The following is an 18,701-nucleotide window of genomic DNA, read 5'->3' as shown; positions in this document are numbered from 1 at the left end:
AGTCAGCGGCGGGGCACCGGGCGACGTCGGCCGCCCGGTCGGGATGGTCGGCGAGGTCCGGGCGGTCGAGGAAGCCGGTGGCGAGGCGGGCCAGGACCCGCACTGGATCGGCATGCCGTAGGCGCGCTTGTCCCGGTACGGGCCGCCGGTGCCCGGGCGGGGTTCAGTCGCACCGGGTTCGGGGCGGCTCGGGAGGATCGGCCGGTCGAACGGTCAACGGTGGTGCGGGAGAGCGGGGTTCGGCGTAGCAGCGTCCTCGTCCAGTCTGGTGAGGGCGTCGCGCAGGGCCGCCCTGGTGGTGATGTCCAGCTTGGGGAAGATGCGGTACAGGTGGGCGCTGACGGTGCGGGGGGAGAGCCTGGTCCGTTCGCCGATCTCCTTGTTGGTCAGGCCGCCCGCGGCCAGGTCGGCGATCCGGCGCTCCTGCCAGGTCAGCAGGCTCGTGGTGCGCGTTGCCGGCCGGGCGGGGACGCCGCTGACCCGCAGTTCGGCCCGGGCCCGGGCGGCCCAGGCGGTGGCGCCGAGGCGTTCGAAGGCGTCGGCGGCCGGGGCGAGGAACTGCCGTGCCGCGGTGGCGCCCTGGGTACGGCGGACCCGGATGCCGTGCGCCAGCCGGATCCGAGCCAGTTCGAACGGAAAGCGCGCCGCCGCCGGGTGGTCCACGGCCAGGGCGTAGGCCTCGGCGGCCTCCTGCTCCCCGTCGGCGGTCATCGCCAGGGCGCCGTGGGTGACCAGCGCCAGCCGGGGGGAGACAGCGGGCAGGTTCGCGTCCCGGGCGGCCAGCGCGTGCGCCCTGGCCTGTGCGGCGCGCCCGGTGTGGACGGCGGCCTCGACCAGGTCGAGCAGGGTGCGGGAGGCCTGGTGGGCGTAGGGCTGGAAGACGCCCGGCGCGGTGATGCCGATGGCGTGGAGGTAGGCGCCCTCGTAGTCGCCGTCGCTCAGCGCCGCCGTGGCGCCGGCCGCGTCGGCGAGCTGGGTGAGGAAGCCGATGCCGCGCGGGCGGGCCCAGGCGTCGACCACCGCCTGCAGCTCGCGGGCGGCCGCCGTCTGCCCGCGCATCGCGGCGATCTGGGCGAGGTAGGCCCTGGTCTGCTGGGCGAACAGCTCGTGCCCGTGTTCGTCCGAGTGCCGCAGGGCGCGCCCGCCGGTGCGCTCGGCGGCCTCCCACTCCCCGACGCCCATCTGGTCGAGCATGATCAGGTGCAGCATCACCATGCCGGCGGAGACCGCGCCGGTCTCCAGCTCGCGGGAGACGACGCGCTGCAGGTGCGGGCGGAGCGGGCTGAGGACGTCCAGGTGGTAGGCGGAGACGGCGAGCCGGGCGACGTCCCACGGCTCCTGCCCGGGCAGGTCGGCGGCGGCCCGTTCCACCGGGCCGGTCCAGCCGGCCCCGTGCCGGACGACGTCGCTCCAGGTGGCGCTGTAGATCCGGGCCCGCTCGCCGACCCGGTCGCCGAGCGCGGCCAGCAGCGCGTGGGTGCGCTCCCAGAGGGCCCGGTCGGCGGCGAACTGGCTGGTGGCGAGCAGCAGGGCGAGCAGCCGGTCCAGCACAGTGCCGTCGGTGCCGCCGGCGCCGTCCGGATCCTCGGCGTCGGTCCGGTCGGCGGCGCGCCGATCGGCCAGCCGCTCGACGACGGCGGAGATCTGCCGGTGCGTGGAGCGCACGTCGCCGTCCTGGTAGAGCGCCTGGTAGCCGGAGGCCAGCGCGGCGGCGGGGGAGCGGTCGGAGTCGGGCCCGGGGTCGGCCCGCAGCAGGCGGCGGGCGTGGCCGAGGCGGGCGGCGTGCCCCGCGATGAACGCCGCGTCGCCGAGCCGCCGGGACCGTTCGGCCGGGTGCTCGCTGAGTTCGGCGGCGCGGGTCAGCCAGGTCACCGCGGTCAGCGCGCCGCCGCGCCGGGTCGCGGACTCGGCGGCGGCCTCCAGGACCCGGGCCACCTCCTCGTCCGGGTCCAGGGTGGCCTCGGCGAGGTGCGCGGCCCGGCGTTCGAGGTCTCCCCGGTGCAGCCGGGCCAGCGTCCGGTGCGCCTCGCGGCGCTGGCCGGGGGTCGCGAGCTGGACGACGCTGGAGCGCACCAGCGGGTGCCGGAAGGCGAATTCGCCGGTGGACGGCTCGATCACCAGCAGGCCGCGGACGACGGCCTCGTCGGCGTCGCGCATCCGGTACCGGCCCGCGGGCACCGGGCCGTCGCCGGACCCGGCCGCGACGCCGTCGAGGGCGCCCTTGAGCAGCTCCGCCCGGACGCCGGCGGCCAGGCCGGTGATCCGGGTGCCGTAGAGGTGCCGGAGGCGCCGGGAGGGTGAGGCGCCGCGCAGGGACAGCGGGTCGGCCGGGGGCCGGTCGTCGGTCGGGCCGCCCGCGTGGCCGGGCAGCTCCAGCAGGGCGAGCGGGTTGCCCTGGGCCTGGTTGAGGACGATGCGGCGCAACCGGCGCTCCAGCGACGGGTGGTGGCCGTCCAGCAGGAGGGCGGAGTCCTCCTCGCTGAGCGGGCCGACCGCCAGTTCGGGCAGTGCGGCGGTGTCGAAGGGGGAGGCGATGTCGGAGCGGACCGCCAGCAGGAGTTTCAGCCGGCTGCCGGTCAGCCGACGGCCGATGAACCCGCAGACCGCCGCGCTGGAGTCGTCCAGCCACTGGGCGTCGTCCAGGACCAGGAACAGCGGCTGTTCGAGCGCCGCCGCGGAGAGCAGGCCGAGCGCCGCGATGCCGAGGGACATCAGGGACGGCGGGGTGCCCCCGGTCTGGCCGAACACGGCGCCGAGGGCCGCGCGGGAGGTGTCGTCCAGTCCGGTGGTGTGCGCCAGCAGCGGGTAGAGCAGCTGGTGCAGCCCGGCGTAGGGCAGCTCGGACTCGGCCTCGACCCCGGTGGCCCGGACCACGAGCTGCCCCTCCCGGGCCGCGAGTTCGGCGGCGAAGTCGAGCAGGGTGCTCTTGCCGACGCCGGTCTCGCCCCGCAGGAGCAGCGTCCGCCCCTCCACGGACCGTGCGAACGCGGTCAGTTGCTCGCGTTCGCCGTCCCGACCGAGCATCGGCCCGACTGATCCCACGGTCCGGTTCCCTCCCCATCGAACGTCCAGGTCGGTGAGGGCCGTGACCGGTCGGACGTCGGGGCCCGGCGCCCGCGAGGGCCGTACGGCTTTCAACTACCTGGTTGGTTGATTAGACCCGGCCGAGGAACCGACTGTCAACCAAACGGTTAGTCGGTACTCGGCTAAGGTCTGCGCATGCAACGTGACGCCGAAGCCACCAAGCAGAGACTCCTCGCGGCCGGACGGGCCGAGTTCGCCGCTCACGGGCTCCACGGCGCCCGGGTGGATCGCATCGCGGCGGCTGCCCGGAGCAACAAGGCGCAGATCTACCACTACTACAGGAGCAAGGTGGGCCTGTTCGACGCGGTCTGGAGCGCCGCGGTGGAACAGATCGTCGACAGCCTGCCGTTCGACGGGGACGAGGACCTCCCCGAGTTCGCGGCCCGGCTCGGCGACATCTACGCCGAGCACCCCGACCTCCCCCGGCTGATCACCTGGCAGAACATGGAGCGCGGCGCGGAAGCGCCCGACGCCCGCGCCCTCGACGAGGTCCGCCGCCGGATCGGGGTGATCGCCGACGCCCAGAGCCGGGGCGTGGTGTCGGACCGGTTCGAGGCCCGGCTGCTGTTCGCGGTGATGGTCCACCTCGCCATGCTCTGGCCCACGATCGCCCCCGAGGTGCTGATGGTGGTGGACGTCCACGACGCGGCGCAGCGCCGCGAGCTGGTCCGGCGGGTGGCGGCCGGACTGCTGAAGTGAGGGCCGGCCGGGCGGTGACGGCCGGGTGGTGAGGGCCGGGCGGTGGGGAACGCAGTCGTTTGACTGATGCCGGGGTCGTGGCCCGCGCGGCACTGTGGAGTCGCTGCACGAGCAGACACGTCATCAGTACACCGCACGCATCGCACCGCAGGAGTCATCACCGTGAACAACCCGTTCGGCAAGCTGGCCAGGACCGCCGGCGCCCTGGGCCTCGCCGTCGCCGCGCTGACCACCGTCTCGGCCACCCCGGCGTCCGCGAGCACCGCGGCCACGGCCGGCTGCACGAAGTACTTCGGGTTCGGCAACGTCCAAGTCCAGGTGGACAACTGCTCCGACGGCTGGGTGTGGATCTACGTCGGCGACGGCACCTACTTCAAGGGCTCCGTCCAGGCCACCGACGACTTCGGCCACATCAAGACGCCGCTGGAGGTGGACCAGGGCAAGTCCGTCGCGACGAAGTACATCGGCAGGATCAACAGCATCAAGATCTGCGGCACCAAGTACCTCGGCTGGGCCCCGCCCCGCGGCTGGTGGACGTACTGCTCCAACGAGCTCTACGTCCACTGAGCCAGACCGTGCCGTCCCGGACGCCCCGTCCGGGAACCTGACCCGCCGGTACGGCAGGAGCGGCTCAGCCCCCCGCTGCCGCCTGCCGTACCGGCGTCACCAGCACACCCACGGAAAGGTGGTTCACCCATGTGCACCCCGAAGACGGTGCTCCGCGGCTCGGCCGTCGCGGCGACCGCGGTCGCCGCCCTGGTCGGTCTCGGCGCCGGCCCGGCGAACGCGGCCGGCCGGCCGCCGCTGCAGCCGGGCGCCCACCTGTACACCGGCACCGACGGGAGCGGCACGGCGACCACGGTCGACCTGGCCGACCTCGGCACCTGCCACACCCTGGCGACGCCCGCCCGCTCGGTCCAGGTCGCCAACGGCTCCGCGTCCGTGGTGCTGTACCCCGGCGCGGGCTGCGCGGGGGCGGTTCCGTGGGCCACCGGCTCGCTGGCGCAGTCCGACACGCCGTGGGCGATGCGCAGTTACCGGGTCATCCCGGCCTGACGCGGGCCGCGGCGACTTCGGCCGGACGCCGGTACCGGGGGTGCTCTTTCCCGCACCCCCGGTACCGGCGTTTCCGGCTGACGGGCCCCCCGGAGCGGTCAGCCGTGCCGGTAGCGGACCGGCAGGGAGAGCACGCCGCGGATGATCCCGGAGTCGATCCACGCCAGCGACTCCACCGGGACGGCCAGTTCCAGCTCCGGGACGCGGGCGAGCAGCACGCGCAGGGCGACGGCGGCCTCCAGCCGGGCGAGCGGGGCGCCCAGGCAGTGGTGGATGCCGTGGCCGAAGGCGAGGTGGCGGGCGTCCGGCCGGCCCACGTCGAGGGCGGCCGGGTCGCCGGAGCCCCGCTGCGCGGCGTCGTGGCCGGCCGAGCCGAGGGCGACCACGACCAGGCCGCCCCGGGGTATCGCCACCCCGCCCAGCTCCAGGTCCACCGCCGCGTACCGGTTGGTGGAGCGCTCCACGGGGCTGTCGTGGCGCAGGAACTCCTCCACCGCGGCGGGCAGCAGCTCGGGCCGTTCGCGCAGCAGCTCCAGCTGGTCCGGGTGCCGCAGCAGCGCCAGTTCGGCGTTGCCGAGCAGGTTGACGGTGCTCTCGTGGCCCGCGACCACCAGCATCAGCGCGGTGCCGACCAGTTCCTCCTCGGTGAGCCGCCCCGCCTCCCCGTCGCGCACGGCGACCAGCGCGGACAGCAGGTCGTCCTGCGGCCGGCGGCGCTTGTCCGCGACCAGCTCGGCCAGCAGGCCGTGCAGGGCGGCCAGCGCCGGGCGGTGCTCCGGGGAGGCGGGCCGCAGTGCCTGGGACGACCACCGGCGGAAGTCCCGGTGGTGCTCGGCCGGTACACCGAGGAGTTCGGCGATGACGGTGGCGGGCAGCGGGGCGTTGAAGGCCTCGACCAGGTCGAGCGCGCCGGAGGGCGGCATCGCGTCGATCAGCCCGTGGGCGATCTGCTCGATCCGGGGCGCCAGTTCGGCCGTGCGGCGCGGGGTGAAGGCGGCCGCGGCGAGCCGGCGCAGTCGGGTGTGCTCGGGCGGGTCGGCCTCCATCATCTGCGCGCCGAGGCCGACCGAGGGCCGGTGCAGGACGAAGCCGGCCGCGTCCAGGGCGTCGGCGGCGGGCGTGGCGTCCTTGAGCAGGGCGGGGTGGGTCAGCGCCCGGCGGGCGAGGTCGTGGCCGACCACCACCCAGCCCGCCAGGCCGGGTGGGAACTCGGCCGGGTGGATCGGGCCGAGGTCCCGCAGCCGGGCGTACCGGGCGGGGGCGTCCGCCTTGAAGGCGGCGTCGAGGACGACCGTGGCCGTTCTGCCGGGGGGTTCTTCGTGCGGGTCCATGGGAGCTCCTGTCCGGGGGATGGGCGGGTGGCCGGCCGCGACCGGAGCGGCCGTGGCCGGGATCCCATCCTTCGCCCGGTGGCGGGCCCCCGCATCGGTCATCTGACCACCGGCTCCGTCGGCCGCCGGAGCGCCCCATGACTGCATGTCAGGCGTGGAGTCATCTGACCGAAGCCCCGGTCCGCCCCCGTGGGCCACGGTGGTCCCCGACGCCCCCGGACCGCCGGCGGGCCGACCGACCGGAAGAGGACCCCATGGCCAGGACGGACATCCGCTTCGACAGCGCCGGCACCACGATCGCCGCGCACCTGTACCTCCCCGACGCCCCGGCCCGAGCTCCGCGCCCGGCCCTGGTGGTCGGCCACCCGGGCACGGGGGTCAAGGAGCAGGCCTCCGGCACCTACGCCCGGCTGCTGGCCGAGCGCGGCTTCGTCACCCTGGCCTTCGACGCGGCCCACCAGGGCGAGTCGGGCGGTCTGCCGCGCGGACTGGAGGACCCGGGCCAGCGGGTCGAGGACTTCAGGGCGGCGGTGGACTTCCTGGGCACCCGCGGCGAGGTCGACGCCGAGCGGATCGGTCTGCTCGGCATCTGCGCCTCCGGCGGGTACGGGCTGGCCGCCACCGGCGGCGACCGGCGGGTCCGGGCGGTGGCCGCCGTGTCCACCGCCGACCCCTCCCGGCAGTTCCGGCTCGGCGCCGACGGCGGCCAGGACCCGGCCGTCTTCCGGGCCCTGCTGGACGCCGCCGCCCGAGCCCGCACCGCCGCCGCCCGGGGCGAGGACCCCGGCGCGCTGACGGTGTTCCCGCAGACGGCCGAGCAGGCCCGCGCGCTCGGCGGCGAGCACGGTGTCGAGGGCTTCGAGTACTACTGCACCCCACGCGGCGCGCACGAGCGGTCCGCGAAGTCCCTGGCCTGGGCGAGCATCGACCGACTGGCCGGGTTCGACGCCTTCTTCGCCGTTCCGCTGATCGGCCCCCGCCCGGTGCTGCAGATCGTCGGCGAGCGTGCCGTCACCGCCTGGATGGCCGTCGAGGCCCACCAGCGCGCCACCGGCCCGGCCGAACTGCACCGGATCCCGGGCGCGAGCCACGTCGACCTCTACGACCGGAGGGAGTACATCGACCCGGCCGTCGATACGCTGGCCGGCTTCTTCACCGAGCACCTGGGCGCCGCACGCTGACCGGCCGCGCCCGTGCCGCCGTCGAGCCGACGGCGGCACCGGTGGCGATCCGGCGCAGGCGGCCGTTCTCAAGGTTCAACATGGGAGTGCTCCAAGGGAGTTCGACAACGGGTTGATCCAGCGGCCCCACTGTCGTCCGGCGCCGGTGCCGGCACATCGGTCATGTGACCCCAGGTTCTCCGGTCCGGTCGACCCCGCGACCACTGCGCCGACCGGCGTCAAGTGACTGATGTGCCGTCACCGCTCCGGCGGCCACAGTGATGGCGCCGACCCCGATCCCGAGGAGAGATCATGAAACGACGGTTCCTGACCATCGTCGCGGCCGCCGTCCCGCTGGTGGCCGCCGTGGCCGTCTCGACACCGGTGAGCGCGTTCCCGGAGCTCACCGCCGCCGTGAACCCTGCCGCGAACCCCGCCGTGAACGCCACCGCCCCCTCGTCCTTCGCCTGCGCCCCGGCCGCCGTCCCGGTCCAGGCCCCGGCGGGCACCGCGGTGGAGTCCGTGACCGCCGCCCCGGTGCCGGCCGGGACCTTCCAGGTGCCCGGGGTCCCGCCGCTGGGCGGCTTCCCGGTGCCGGACGTCCCGGCGCACTGCGAGGTGACGGTCACCCTGACCCACCCCGGCGCGGACGACCACGCCAAGGTCACCGTCTGGCTGCCGCAGAGCGGCTGGAACGGCCGCTTCCAGGGAGCGGGCGGCAGCGCCTACGCCGCCGGGGACAGCGGCGCCGGGCTCGCCGCGGCCGTCAAGCAGGGCTACGCCGTCGCCACGACGGACGCCGGTGTCGGCGGCGCCCTGGACACCAGTTGGGGGCTGGACGCCGCCGGGAAGGTCAACACCGCGCTGCTGGACAACTTCGCCTCCCGCTCCGCGCACGAGATGGCACTGGTCGGCAAGCAGGTGGTGGCCGGGGTCTACGGCCGGGCCGCCTCCTACTCCTACTGGAACGGCTGCTCCACCGGCGGCCGCCAGGGCTACCTGGAGGCCCAGCGGTACCCGACGGACTTCGACGGCATCAAGGCCGCGGCGCCGGGCATCAACTGGAACCAGTTCGAGGTCGCCAGCCTGTGGCCGCAGGTGGTGATGAACGAGGCGCACACCTACCCGACCGGCTGCGAGTTCGACGCCTTCAACCAGGCCGCGCTCAAGGCCTGCGACCAGCTCGACGGCGTCGCCGACGGCCTGATCGGCGACCCGCGGCGGTGCGACTTCGACCCGCGCCGGCTGATCGGCACCCGGATCGTCTGCGACGGCAAGGAGGTCACCGTCACGGCGGCGGACGCCGAGGTGGTCCGGCGGATCTGGGACGGGCCGCGCGACACCCACGGCAAGCGGCTCTGGTACGGCCTGCCGATCGGCGCCGACTTCCGCTACCTGGCGGCCAGCAGGACCGGTGACGACGGCGTCACCACCGGCGCGCCGTTCCTCGTCCCGGCCGCCTGGGTCGCCACCTTCGTGGCGAAGCAGCCCGGCTTCGACACCGCGCACCTGACCCGCGCGCAGTTCGAGGAGGTCCTCCGCACGGCGCGCGCCGAGTACGACCAGGTCATCGGTACCCGGGACGCGGACCTCTCGGCCTTCCGCGACGCCGGCGGCAAGCTGCTCAGCTGGCACGGCGACTCCGACCAGCTGATCCCCACCGCGGGCACGGTCGACTACCGCGAGCGGGTGGAGGCGCGGATGGGCGGTGCGAGGAAGGTCGACGACTTCTACCGGTTGTTCCTGGCGCCGGGCGTCGACCACTGCGGTCTGGACGGCGGCAAGGTGGACGACCTGGCGGCGCTGACCGCCTGGGTGGAGCAGGGCAGGGCGCCTTCGGTGCTGCACGCCACGGTGACCACCGGCACCGGCGCGACCGTCTCCCGCGAGCTGTGCCGCTACCCGATGCTCTCCCGCTACACCGGCCACGGGGACCCGGCCGCCGCGAGCAGCTTCCACTGCGTCCGGCCCGCGCGGCACTGACCGCGACCGCGCGGCACTGACCGCGTCCGGGTCCGCCCCCTCCGAGCAGAGGGGGCGGACCCGGACGCGGTGCGCGGGTCAGAGCCGGTCGGCGTCCACCACGGCCTGGGCGAAGGCGGTCGGCGCCTCCTGCGGCGCGTCGTGGCCGACGCCGGCGAGCACCCGGTGCTCGTACGGGCCGGTGAAGAACCCGCGGTACCCGGTGCCGTCGGTCGAGGGCAGGAACGGGTCGAGGGCCGGGTCCAGGGTGACGGTCGGCACCGTGACGGGCGGCCGGGCCGCGAGCAGCTGCTCGTAGCGGTCGTAGCGGCGCTCGCCGTCGGCCAGGCCCAGGCGCCAGCGGTAGTTGTGCACCACGACGGCCGGGTAGTCGGGGTTCTCGAAGGCCGCGGCGGTGCGCTCGAAGGTGGCGTCGTCGAAGTGCCAGGTCGGGGAGGCCTCGGTCCACACCAGCCGGGCCAGGTCGTGGCGGTTCTGCCGGGTCTCCATGGCGGTGCGGCCGCGGTCGGTGGCGAAGTAGTACTGGTACCACCACGTGTGCTCGGCCTTGGCCGGCAGCGGGTTGCGTTGCGCGGCGACGTCGGTGACGAGGTAACCGCCCACCGACACCAGGGCCTTGACCCGCTCCGGCCAGAGCGCCGCGACGACGGCGGCCGTTCGCGCGCCCCAGTCGAAACCGGCCAGCACCGCCCGGTGGATCCCGAGGGCGTCCAGCAGGGCGATGACGTCGAGGGCGACCGCGGACTGCTGGGCGTTGCGGACGGCGGTCGGGGAGAGGAACGTGGTGCTGCCGTGGCCCCGCAGGTACGGCACGATCACCCGGTACCCGGCGTCCGCCAGCAGCGGGGCCACGTCGACGTAGCTGTGGATGTCGTAGGGCCAGCCGTGCAGGCAGACCACCACCGGCCCGTGCTTCGGCCCGGCCTCGGCGTAGCCGATGTCGAGCACACCGGCCCGGACCTGCCGGAGGGCGGGAAACGCGGTGTGGGTGCCCGGGGCGACGGTCGGGATGACCGGGGCCGGGCGGCCGGGGCGTCCGGCGCCGGTGGCGGCGGCGCCGGACGCGTTCGCGGCCGCGCCGAGTGATACGGCGGTGGCGCCCACGCCGAGACCGACCGCCCTGGTGAAGGTTCGCCTGTCGATCATGTCTGGTCCTTCCTGGAGACTCGCTGGTGCCCCCACTGTTCTCGGGCCATCGGGGCGACCGCATCAGTCACATGACGTCGAGCCGCAGGAGGCCGCGGCGGGCCCGCCGGGTGCAGTCATCCGACTGTCGCCGACGCCGAACGGGCGGACACCCCCGCAGGGGTGTCCGCCCGTTCGGCCGCCGTGACCGTCCGCCACCCGGCCCCCCGGTGCGGCGGGCAGCGACACGGCCGAGGCCACGGCCGCCGCGAACAACGCCGCAACGGCAGCGCCGCCGACCACGCCGGGCAGAGCCCCAACGCCGCCAAGGAGCCGACCGACCACGCCAACGCGGCCTCCGGCGTCGCCACGGACGCGCAGACCGCGGTCGACAAGGCCGGCGCCGCACAGGACCTGGCCCGCCGTACCCGAGACCGAAGACCTGGCCAACCGCACCGCATCCGCCGTCGAGACCGCCCGCAAGGCCGGCGTGGACGAGACGGACAAGGCCTGCCAGGAGGCCCAGAAGGCCAGAACCGAGGCGGACCGAAGGCCGGGGCTGGGTCGGATCAGTCGATCAGAACTTGTTGCAGATCGTCTGGTCCGTGTTGGCGTGCCAGTACATGGCCATACGCGTCTGGGGACCGTAGACGCCGTCCGGGTCGAGGCCGACCCGAGCCTGGAAGTCCCGCACCGCCTGGGCCGTGGCGGGGCCGTAGTAGCCGTCCTCGGCAAGGTCGTTGGCGCCGTCGCACCGGTGAAGCGAAACCTGGAGGTCGTAGGTCCCGCTGTTGAACCCTGACTGCTGGCCCATGACACAGTTCACCGAGCCGGTGGACGACACCGGCACGAAGGTTCCGTAGCCATTCACCGAGACCTGCTGCCCCGTCGTACACGAAGGGGTGGACGCACTCGCGGCCGGGGCGAAGCCGAGCAAGGCGGCAAAGGACAGAACCGTGGTGCCCAGAGCAATGACGCGTCGCTTCATGAGGGCGCTCCTGAACGGGGTGGAGAAAGGTCCGGGACATCCCCCGTGACGTCCCGAACGACGATGGCTCTCGGCCATCCCGGGAGCATCGTACATATGAGTGATCAACGATCCGCTCAGGGGCGGTGGTCGGGGCGATCCCCCCTGCCCGCCACCACGCCAGCGCCGCTGCCTGCTGTCCGCTCGCCGTGCTCTGGTGAGCGGATCAGGGCTGGCTCAGCCGTCTGTCGGCGATGTGACCGGCTGTCAGGGTGTGCAGCGCACTTCTGAGTCCCGCCCGTGCCGCCCCGGACGGGGATCTCGGATTCCCCAGTGCGCTCCCTGGGCTGAATAAGCCCCGCACGCGTGCGGACACCCTCACCGGAACAGGAACACCATGCGAAACGGACTCAAGAAGCTCGCCGGACGGGGCGCCGCCCCGCCCATAGGCGGGCGGGGCGGCGCTGGTGGTGGGGGTGGTGATCAGGAGGTGGTGGTCGCCGGGAGGATCTGCACGGTGTGCTGGGCGCCGCAGGTCGTCGTGCCGCGGAACCGCATGTCGCCCTCGTTGACGATCACGCACGGGCTCAGCTGCGTGGCGCCGGCCGGCGTGGTGGCGTCGTAGGAGACGCGGACCCGGATGACGGTCGTGTCGCCCGCGTGGATGCCCGAGTCGCGGCCCTGGAGGTAGACGCCGAACGGGTCGTCCGGGATCTGGTCCGACACCTTGTCCAGCACACGCCACGAACCGTCGGCGTCCTGGACCTGCACCGTCGCGTGCGGGTCGGTGTACAGGAGGTTGCTGAGGTTGACGTAGTCGGACGGCGTCGAGTTGTCCAGGACGGCGTCGAACTCGATCGGGTCGCCGCCGGCGACGGCCGTGGCCGGCACCTCGGAGAGCGAGGTGGTCAGCGACTCGGCCTGGATCGTGCTGGTGTCCTGGGCCAGCCCCACCCAGGAGCCGTCGAGCGCGACCACCGAGGAGTGCAGCTTGAGGGACTTGAAGCCGCCGTTGGACGCCCCGTCGTGGGGCAGGCCCATCGGGGCGCCGATGCGCAGGTCCAGCGTGACCTCGCCGCCGGCGGGGACGGTCACACCGTCAGGCCCGGCCAGCAACCCGCTGTAGGTGACGTTGTCCTGTCCCGCGTGGTACTCCAGCGGAATCGACTTCCAGGTGCCGTCGGCCGGGTTCTTGTAGTCGATGGTGATCGCGTTCCGGGGCGTGCCGAGGTCGCTGGCGGTGTCGAACGACAGGCCGTACGTGGTGGCCTGGTTCCCCGTGTTGGTGATGGTCTCGTTGAACTCGACCGGCCGGCCGGCGAATCCGATCGCGGCCGGGGCCTCGACGGAGAGCGTGGCCTGCGGCGCCCCGTCCGCGAAGGCGGCGGGTGCGGACACCCCGACCGCCCCACAGAGCACGGCAGCCCCGGCGACGGCAGCGGCCATTGCGGTACGGCGAGCGCGACGGATACGGGCGATGGACATGTTTCTCCCCCTGGAACGTGACTGTGAGAAGCCGAAATACGGCTCAGAGCATGACTGGATGAATGATCGACCGGGTCGGTGAGCGAGCCGAGTGCCGAAGGCACCGTGCTCCGGAATCGCCGCTCCTCCCTTGCCTCTCATTCATCAAGACGTATGGGACGCAACGGGGTTGCGGGTGGATCCGAAAAACCTTCCGGGGGCGGGAGTCGGACGGCAACGCCCGCAGTCGAGAAGGTTCACCGGGCGGGGGCGGGCCAGTCGGCTGGAAGCGTGTAGTGCCAACCCGGGCGCCAGTCCGGTGGTGCCGTGACCGAGTCCTCCAGCGGCACTCCGGTCAGCAGGCAGTCCAGGTTCCACAGCCGGATGTCCTGGTGGATCGCGGGTCTGCCGTCGGCTGCACCCGGCGCGGCCCGGTAGCCCAGAGCGTGGAACGGACGGTGCGGGCCCGAGGTCCTGGTGTTCCGCCCGCGAGATCAGATTCTTTCATGATCATCTCATGTAGGATTCCTGGCGGTGATGACTGATGCCCCGTCATCACCGGAGCCACCGGGGGATGGCCCCAGAGATGGATGTAATTGCACGAGAACGCGCGCAATAGCACGGATCGCTGCGGGCGTGACGTTGTCGCTGTCCGTGGTCATTGGCCTCAGCGGAACGGCCCAGGCCTCCTACACCGCCCCTTACGTGCAGAAGGGGTCGCGCGGACCCGCGGTTTCGTGTGTTCAGGCCTTCCTGAACGGCGTCGGCCTCGGCCACAAGATCGCCGTGGACGGCGACTTCGGGCCGGACACGGAGAGCACGGTCGAGGACTTCCAGCGCGCGCACGGCGGCCTTGACATCGACGGCATTGTCGGACCCAGGACCGGCACCGCCCTGTGGAATTCGTACTGGCAAATAAATCCGCTGGGCACCGCCATGAACTATTGCTACGACTACATCCCGACGACTCCGTAGCCTCGCTGATGATGCCGGACGGCCCTGCCACTCCTGCGAAGGAGTGGCAGGGCCGTCCGGCATTGTGGATGCCGTCAATCGGCGCCCCGGTGGTGTTGGCCGGTGGCCCACGGCGAGGGCCTGACCTGCGGTGTTCAGGCCGGGCGAGACACACACCGCTCTCACTCTCGCCGGACCCGGGTTGGGCCACCGCAGACATCGCACGTGATTGAGCGTCAAGCGGGAGGGTTCGCCAGCGCTCTGGAGCGGCGGGTTGCCAGGTGAGAGCGAGTGCGCCGTCGATGGCGGCGGTGCCGGGTTCTTGGGAGCCGCCGAGGGCCGCGTGGCCCAGCAGCACCGGTGCCTGCAGCGCGTGGCTGATGTCCTGGGGCATTGAAGTCACGCAGGCCCCGGGTTCCCCGTGGCCAAGGTGGTGGGTGGGCCGACGCCGTCCTGGCCCGCATCGTGGTCGACGTCGCCGTGCGGGCCGCCGTCCGGGCCAGGCTCCGCCCCGGCCGGGCGTGCCCGCTGGGCGCCGGGGCGGCCGCTGCCGGTGGACGGGGCCCGTGACAGCCACAGGCGGGGCTGCCGTCCGGGGCCCACGACCGCCAGGCGCTGGCCGCCCCCGGCCTGCTGCGCCCCCGTCGCCGGGGTGGCGGAGCACGGCCGCGTTCCTGGTCTGCGGTCCCGGGGCCGCAGCGGTGTTGGACGGCCGGAGACAGCCGGGTACGTGAGCTGTCCTGACTGAGTAGTCGCGCTCATGTGCGGTCCGGTTCGGCACGGTGGAATCGGTTCATGGACAACATCGCGGCCGGGTCCGCATCGCCACCGCATGACCGCGACGCGTGGAGGTTTCCGCTCGTCGCGACGGTTCTGCTGCCGCTCTGCCAGATCCTCTACTGGTGCTTCGCGCTGGTGCGCGCGGTCGAGGTCGACCAGTGTGTGCCACGGGGTGCCTGTGGGCGGGACTGGGGCCTTCAGTACGACGTTGCCTACGGCCTGATGGCCGCACAGGTGGCGCTCGTCGCGACTGCCTGGGTCCTGCCGCCCCGGACGCGCTGGGCTCCATGGCGCTTCGTCGCCTCCGCAGTGAGCGTGATGAGTGGTCTGGCATGCAGTGCGGTGATCCAGAACTTCGGCTGAGGGCGCCTTCCAACGCCTGATCCGTCGGCCGACGGCGGTCATCGGCGGGGGCCTCGGGCCAGCCTTGGCGGGGGCGTCGCACCGGCCGCCGCTCTGCCGCTCTGCCGGCCTGACTGCCTGCCCACCCCGCTGCCGCGCCCTGGCCGTGCCCCTGTCGGCCCCGGTGGCCGGTCCAGGCCGCCGTCCTGGCCGTCCCGGCCCCTGGGTTGCCCGGTCGTCTCCGGCCCCGCTCCGGTCCGGCCTGCTGCTTCCCGTGCTTCCTGTGCCTGCCGCCGGGGCACCGTCTCGTCCTGGCGGCAACCGCCGTCCCGGCCTCTTCCTGCCTCCGGGCGCGTCAGCGCCGCCGGCGTCCGCCCCAGCGACGCGTCACGCCTTCCCGCAGACGGTTCACAGCGGTCAGGATGGGGCGGAGGAACGGTACCGCTACTACCAGCAGGCACTGGGCGGTCGCCGCGATCGGCAGATGCAGCAGAAACAGCCCGTAGGCACACGCCAAGGGCAGGACCAACGACACCACTGCCACGGCACGGGTGATCCGCTTCAGGCGGGGTGTGACCCCGCGGCCCGACTTGTCATCCGCCCACGCCGTGATTCCGATGGCGAAAAAGGCGAGGACCAGTGCCACCACTTCCACAGTGGTCAGCACCACCGCCACGAGAACGTCGACTACTAACTCAAGCATCTGGTCATCCTCACGCTCATCCCATGTGCCGTCCTGAGTACGGATACTCAAGTTCGCGGCTGCCGCACACCCCCCGGCCGCGCCCCCTCGGCAGCTGCGGGTCGCTGCTCTGGCCGTGGTAGTCCTGACGGTTGAGCCCCCGTCCGGCGGGCGGCGGCCTCCACCGGGGGCTTCCACCGGCGGCCTCCACCGGGGGCTTCCATCGGGATGCCGGGCAGCCGCCCCCCTCGGGTGGGTGCACCGCACCCACGCCCCGCCCCATGGAGTGGATCTAGCGTGGCGGGCATGGAGAGCAACAACGAGCTCGGTGCGTACCTGCGTGCCCGCCGCGCGATGATCACGCCGCGGGACGTCGGGCTGCTCGACGGCGGGGACCGGCGGGTGCCGGGACTGCGGCGGGACGAGGTGGCACTGCTGGCCGGGGTGAGCACGGACTACTACATCCGTCTGGAGCAGGGTCGTGAGCGGAACCCGTCCGAGCAGGTGCTCCGGGCGATCGCTGCGGCCCTGCGGCTGGACGGCACCGCAGCGGGTCACCTGTTCCGGCTCGGCCTGCCGGTCTTCGCCACGGCGGCCGCGGCACCTGCCGTGGCCCCGGAGCTGTCGCGGCTGATGGACGGCATGCGTGACGTGCCGGCCTTCGTGGTCGGCGCGGCGCAGGACGTCCTGGCCGCCAACCGGATGGCGCGCGAGCTGTACCGCGGGTTCGCCCGGTACGACAACCTGCTGCGAATGATCTTCCTCGACCCGTTCGCACGCGAGTTTTACGTCGACTGGGACAAGGCGGCGCACACCGCGGTCGGCAACCTGCGGGCATCCTCCTCGCAGTTCCCCAAGGACGAGCGGATCGAGCGCATCGTCGGCGAACTCGGCGTGCGCAGCCCCGCCTTCGTCGGCTTGTGGGCGCGTTACGAGGTCCGTCCCCGCACACAGGAGGACAAGCACTTCCGGCACCCCCTGGTGGGCGAGATCCGGCTGCACTTCGAGGCGCTGGCCGTCACCAGCGCCGCGGGCCAGCACCTGTCCGTCTACAGCGCGGAACCCGGTAGCGCCAGTGCCGCGGCCCTGGTCCAGCTCCGCCGACTGGCCGAGCAGGCCTCGGCTCCCACCGTTCAGGACAACACCGAAGAGGAAGAAGGCATCCGGTCATGACCGACGCCCCGTCCGGCACCGCCGGCACCTTCAAGATCGCCGGCAAGGAGGTCACCCGCCTCGGCTTCGGCGCCATGCGCCTGACCGGGCTCGGCGTGTGGGGCGAGCCCGACGACCGCGACGAGTGCGTCCGCGTGGTACGCCGGGCCGTCGAACTCGGCGTGCAGCTGATCGACACCGCCGACTCCTACGGCCCGCACGTCAGCGAGGAGATCATCCGGGAGGCGATCCACCCCTACCCCGACGACGTGCTCATCGCGACGAAAGCCGGGCTGACCCGCAACGGCCCGGACACGATCAGGACCCGCGACGGGCTGGTGCGCCTGGGCCCCCAGGCGTGGCCGCCGGTCGGGCGCCCGGAGTACCTGCGCCAGCAGGCCCTGATGAGCCTTCGCCGACTCGGCCTGGACCACATCGACCTGTTCCAGCTGCACCGCATCGATCCCGAGGTCCCGCTGGAGGACCAGATCGGTGCGCTGAAAACGCTCCAGGACGAAGGCAAGATCGTCGCGATCGGCCTGTCCCAGGTCACCGTCGACCAGGTCGAGCACGCGCGCACGATCGCGGAAATCACCACCGTCCAGAACCGCTACAACCTGACCGACCGCACCTCCGCCGACGTCCTGGACCACTGCACCCGCCACGGCATCGGCTTCATCCCCTGGGCGCCGGTGGCCGCAGGCGAGCTCGCCCGCCCCGGCGGGCCACTCGACCGGATCGCGACCGCCCACGGTGCCCGGCCGTCCCAGGTGGCGCTGGCCTGGCTGCTCGCCCGCTCCGAGGTCGTGCTGCCCATCCCCGGCACCTCCAAGATCGCGCACCTGGAGGAGAACCTGGCTGCGGCGACGCTGCGCCTGACCGACACGGAACTCGGCGAACTCACCGACGCCGCTTGATCCGCACCCCCGCAGGACCTGCCGCTGCCCTCCACGCCGGCCGGCCCTTCCCACCCGCTCACCGAAGAAGGCACTCAAGCGATGCTGCTTCCCTCCACCGAGGCAGGCCGGGGACGGCCCGTCGTCCTGCTGCACGCCCGGCCCACCGACCGCACCATGTGGGACGCCCACCTCCCGCTGCTCGCCGAGGCGGGCGTGCGGGCCATCGCCCTCGACCTGCCCGGCCACGGCGACGCGACCGTGCCCGACCGCCGCACGGTGGCCCCCTGGTCGGACGTGCTCGACACGCTCGACCACCTGGAGGCCGACCGCTTCGTCCTCGCCGGGAACTCACTGGGCGCCCTGGTGGCACTCCAGGCCGCCGTCACGGCACCCGAGCGGGTGGAGGGCCTGGTACTGGTCGGGTACCGGCCCCACGACCTGCCCGCCTCCCCGCGTCTGGACGCCGCCTGGGAGGCCGAACGGACGGCGCTGGCCGCCGACGACCTGGACGCCGCGGTGACGGCCGGCGTCAAGGCGTGGACCTCGGCCGGGGCCACCGAGGAGGTACTCACCCACGCCGCCCGCATGCTCCACCGCCAGCTGACCGACCAGCTCACCCACGGCGAACCGCCGCAGGCGCCGGACCCCCTCGGCACCGGCCCGGCGGCGCTGAGCACACTCAGGGACGTGCCCGCTCTGATCGGCGTCGGCGAGCACGACATGCCCGACTTCCACCAGGGCGCCGAGAACCTGGCCCGCGACCTCGATGCGGGTCGCACCACCGTCATCCCGGGAGCCGGACATCTCGCCCCACTGGAACAGCCCGCCGCGTTCTGCGCCCTACTGCTGGAATTCCTCCGCCGTCTCCCGCAGCCCTCGCCGCCCGCGCACCGGTAGGACCCGCCGCCGGCCGCCGACGAAACCCACCCGCTCCGACCGGATGCCCCTGGGGCCGAACCTGATCACCGTCTGCCAGGGCCCGTACCACCCGGGAAGATCGGATACCTACCGCCCCCTCGCTCA

General features: G+C 73.4%; 16 protein-coding genes. 10 read left to right on the top strand and 6 right to left on the bottom strand.

Annotated elements, in window-relative coordinates; genetic code table 11:
- Positions 1–213 precede the first annotated feature (213 nt).
- Positions 214–3,024: a helix-turn-helix transcriptional regulator gene (locus BG452_RS36580; RefSeq protein WP_188308719.1), complete on the bottom strand. Its 2,811-nt coding sequence runs from the start codon at positions 3,022–3,024 to the stop codon at positions 214–216.
- A gap of 195 nt (positions 3,025–3,219) precedes the next feature.
- Between BG452_RS36580 and BG452_RS36575 the strand changes: the two genes are divergently transcribed.
- From BG452_RS36575 to BG452_RS36565, 3 genes are all read left to right on the top strand, one after another.
- Entirely contained in the window at positions 3,220–3,783 is a 564-nt protein-coding gene (locus tag BG452_RS36575) for a TetR family transcriptional regulator (protein ID WP_188308648.1), read from the top strand.
- 162 nt (positions 3,784–3,945) lie between these two features.
- Positions 3,946–4,350, top strand: coding sequence for a hypothetical protein (locus BG452_RS36570; RefSeq protein ID WP_188308647.1), 405 nt, complete (start codon positions 3,946–3,948; stop codon positions 4,348–4,350).
- 129 nt (positions 4,351–4,479) lie between these two features.
- A complete protein-coding gene (locus BG452_RS36565; protein WP_188308646.1) occupies positions 4,480–4,839 on the top strand; it encodes a hypothetical protein in 360 nt (119 codons plus the stop codon).
- Between the two features lie 98 nt (positions 4,840–4,937).
- Here BG452_RS36565 and BG452_RS36560 read toward each other — a convergent pair whose 3' ends face one another.
- Positions 4,938–6,170 carry a cytochrome P450 family protein gene (locus BG452_RS36560; RefSeq protein ID WP_188308645.1) on the bottom strand — a complete coding sequence of 411 codons (1,233 nt, stop codon included), beginning with the start codon at positions 6,168–6,170 and terminating at the stop codon, positions 4,938–4,940.
- 254 nt (positions 6,171–6,424) lie between these two features.
- On the opposite strand from BG452_RS36560, the gene BG452_RS36555 reads away from it, so the two are divergent.
- Complete coding sequence (locus tag BG452_RS36555; protein ID WP_188308644.1) at positions 6,425–7,351, top strand: alpha/beta hydrolase; 927 nt, start codon at positions 6,425–6,427, stop codon at positions 7,349–7,351.
- A 291-nt stretch (positions 7,352–7,642) separates the two neighbouring features.
- Positions 7,643–9,313 (top strand): tannase/feruloyl esterase family alpha/beta hydrolase, encoded by a 1,671-nt coding sequence (locus tag BG452_RS36550; protein ID WP_188308643.1) that lies wholly within the window; start codon positions 7,643–7,645, stop codon positions 9,311–9,313.
- A 78-nt stretch (positions 9,314–9,391) separates the two neighbouring features.
- Here BG452_RS36550 and BG452_RS36545 read toward each other — a convergent pair whose 3' ends face one another.
- The 3 genes from BG452_RS36545 to BG452_RS36535 all read right to left on the bottom strand — a co-directional run bounded on the left by BG452_RS36545 (position 9,392) and on the right by BG452_RS36535 (position 12,851).
- On the bottom strand, positions 9,392–10,459 hold the full coding sequence (locus BG452_RS36545) for an alpha/beta fold hydrolase (protein ID WP_188308642.1): 1,068 nt from the start codon (positions 10,457–10,459) through the stop codon (positions 9,392–9,394).
- 556 nt (positions 10,460–11,015) lie between these two features.
- A complete protein-coding gene (locus BG452_RS36540; RefSeq protein WP_188308641.1) occupies positions 11,016–11,426 on the bottom strand; it encodes a peptidoglycan-binding domain-containing protein in 411 nt (136 codons plus the stop codon).
- Between the two features lie 462 nt (positions 11,427–11,888).
- A complete protein-coding gene (locus BG452_RS36535; RefSeq protein WP_188308640.1) occupies positions 11,889–12,851 on the bottom strand; it encodes a hypothetical protein in 963 nt (320 codons plus the stop codon).
- Positions 12,852–13,505: 654 nt separating this feature from the next.
- Between BG452_RS36535 and BG452_RS36530 the strand changes: the two genes are divergently transcribed.
- Positions 13,506–13,844: a peptidoglycan-binding domain-containing protein gene (locus BG452_RS36530; protein WP_188308639.1), complete on the top strand. Its 339-nt coding sequence runs from the start codon at positions 13,506–13,508 to the stop codon at positions 13,842–13,844.
- A gap of 774 nt (positions 13,845–14,618) precedes the next feature.
- On the top strand, positions 14,619–14,966 hold the full coding sequence (locus BG452_RS36525) for a hypothetical protein (protein WP_188308638.1): 348 nt from the start codon (positions 14,619–14,621) through the stop codon (positions 14,964–14,966).
- Between the two features lie 334 nt (positions 14,967–15,300).
- On the opposite strand, the gene BG452_RS36520 is transcribed toward BG452_RS36525, so the two are convergent.
- Positions 15,301–15,648, bottom strand: coding sequence for a hypothetical protein (locus BG452_RS36520; protein ID WP_188308637.1), 348 nt, complete (start codon positions 15,646–15,648; stop codon positions 15,301–15,303).
- Between the two features lie 285 nt (positions 15,649–15,933).
- Between BG452_RS36520 and BG452_RS36515 the strand changes: the two genes are divergently transcribed.
- From BG452_RS36515 to BG452_RS36505, 3 genes are all read left to right on the top strand, one after another.
- Entirely contained in the window at positions 15,934–16,800 is an 867-nt protein-coding gene (locus tag BG452_RS36515; protein WP_188308636.1) for a helix-turn-helix domain-containing protein, read from the top strand.
- Positions 16,797–17,696: an aldo/keto reductase gene (locus tag BG452_RS36510; RefSeq protein ID WP_188308635.1), complete on the top strand. Its 900-nt coding sequence runs from the start codon at positions 16,797–16,799 to the stop codon at positions 17,694–17,696. The genes BG452_RS36515 and BG452_RS36510 overlap by 4 nt, the downstream gene beginning before the upstream one ends.
- Positions 17,697–17,777: 81 nt before the next feature.
- Positions 17,778–18,575, top strand: a complete 798-nt coding sequence (locus BG452_RS36505; RefSeq protein WP_188308634.1) for an alpha/beta fold hydrolase — start codon at positions 17,778–17,780, stop codon at positions 18,573–18,575.
- Positions 18,576–18,701: the final 126 nt, after the last annotated feature.

Source organism: Streptomyces sp. CBMA123 (genome assembly GCF_014596465.1).
Taxonomy (GTDB): Bacteria; Actinomycetota; Actinomycetes; order Streptomycetales; family Streptomycetaceae; genus Kitasatospora.
Note: the sequence above shows the minus strand (reverse complement) of the source record. Positions and strands in the feature narration are given on the sequence as shown.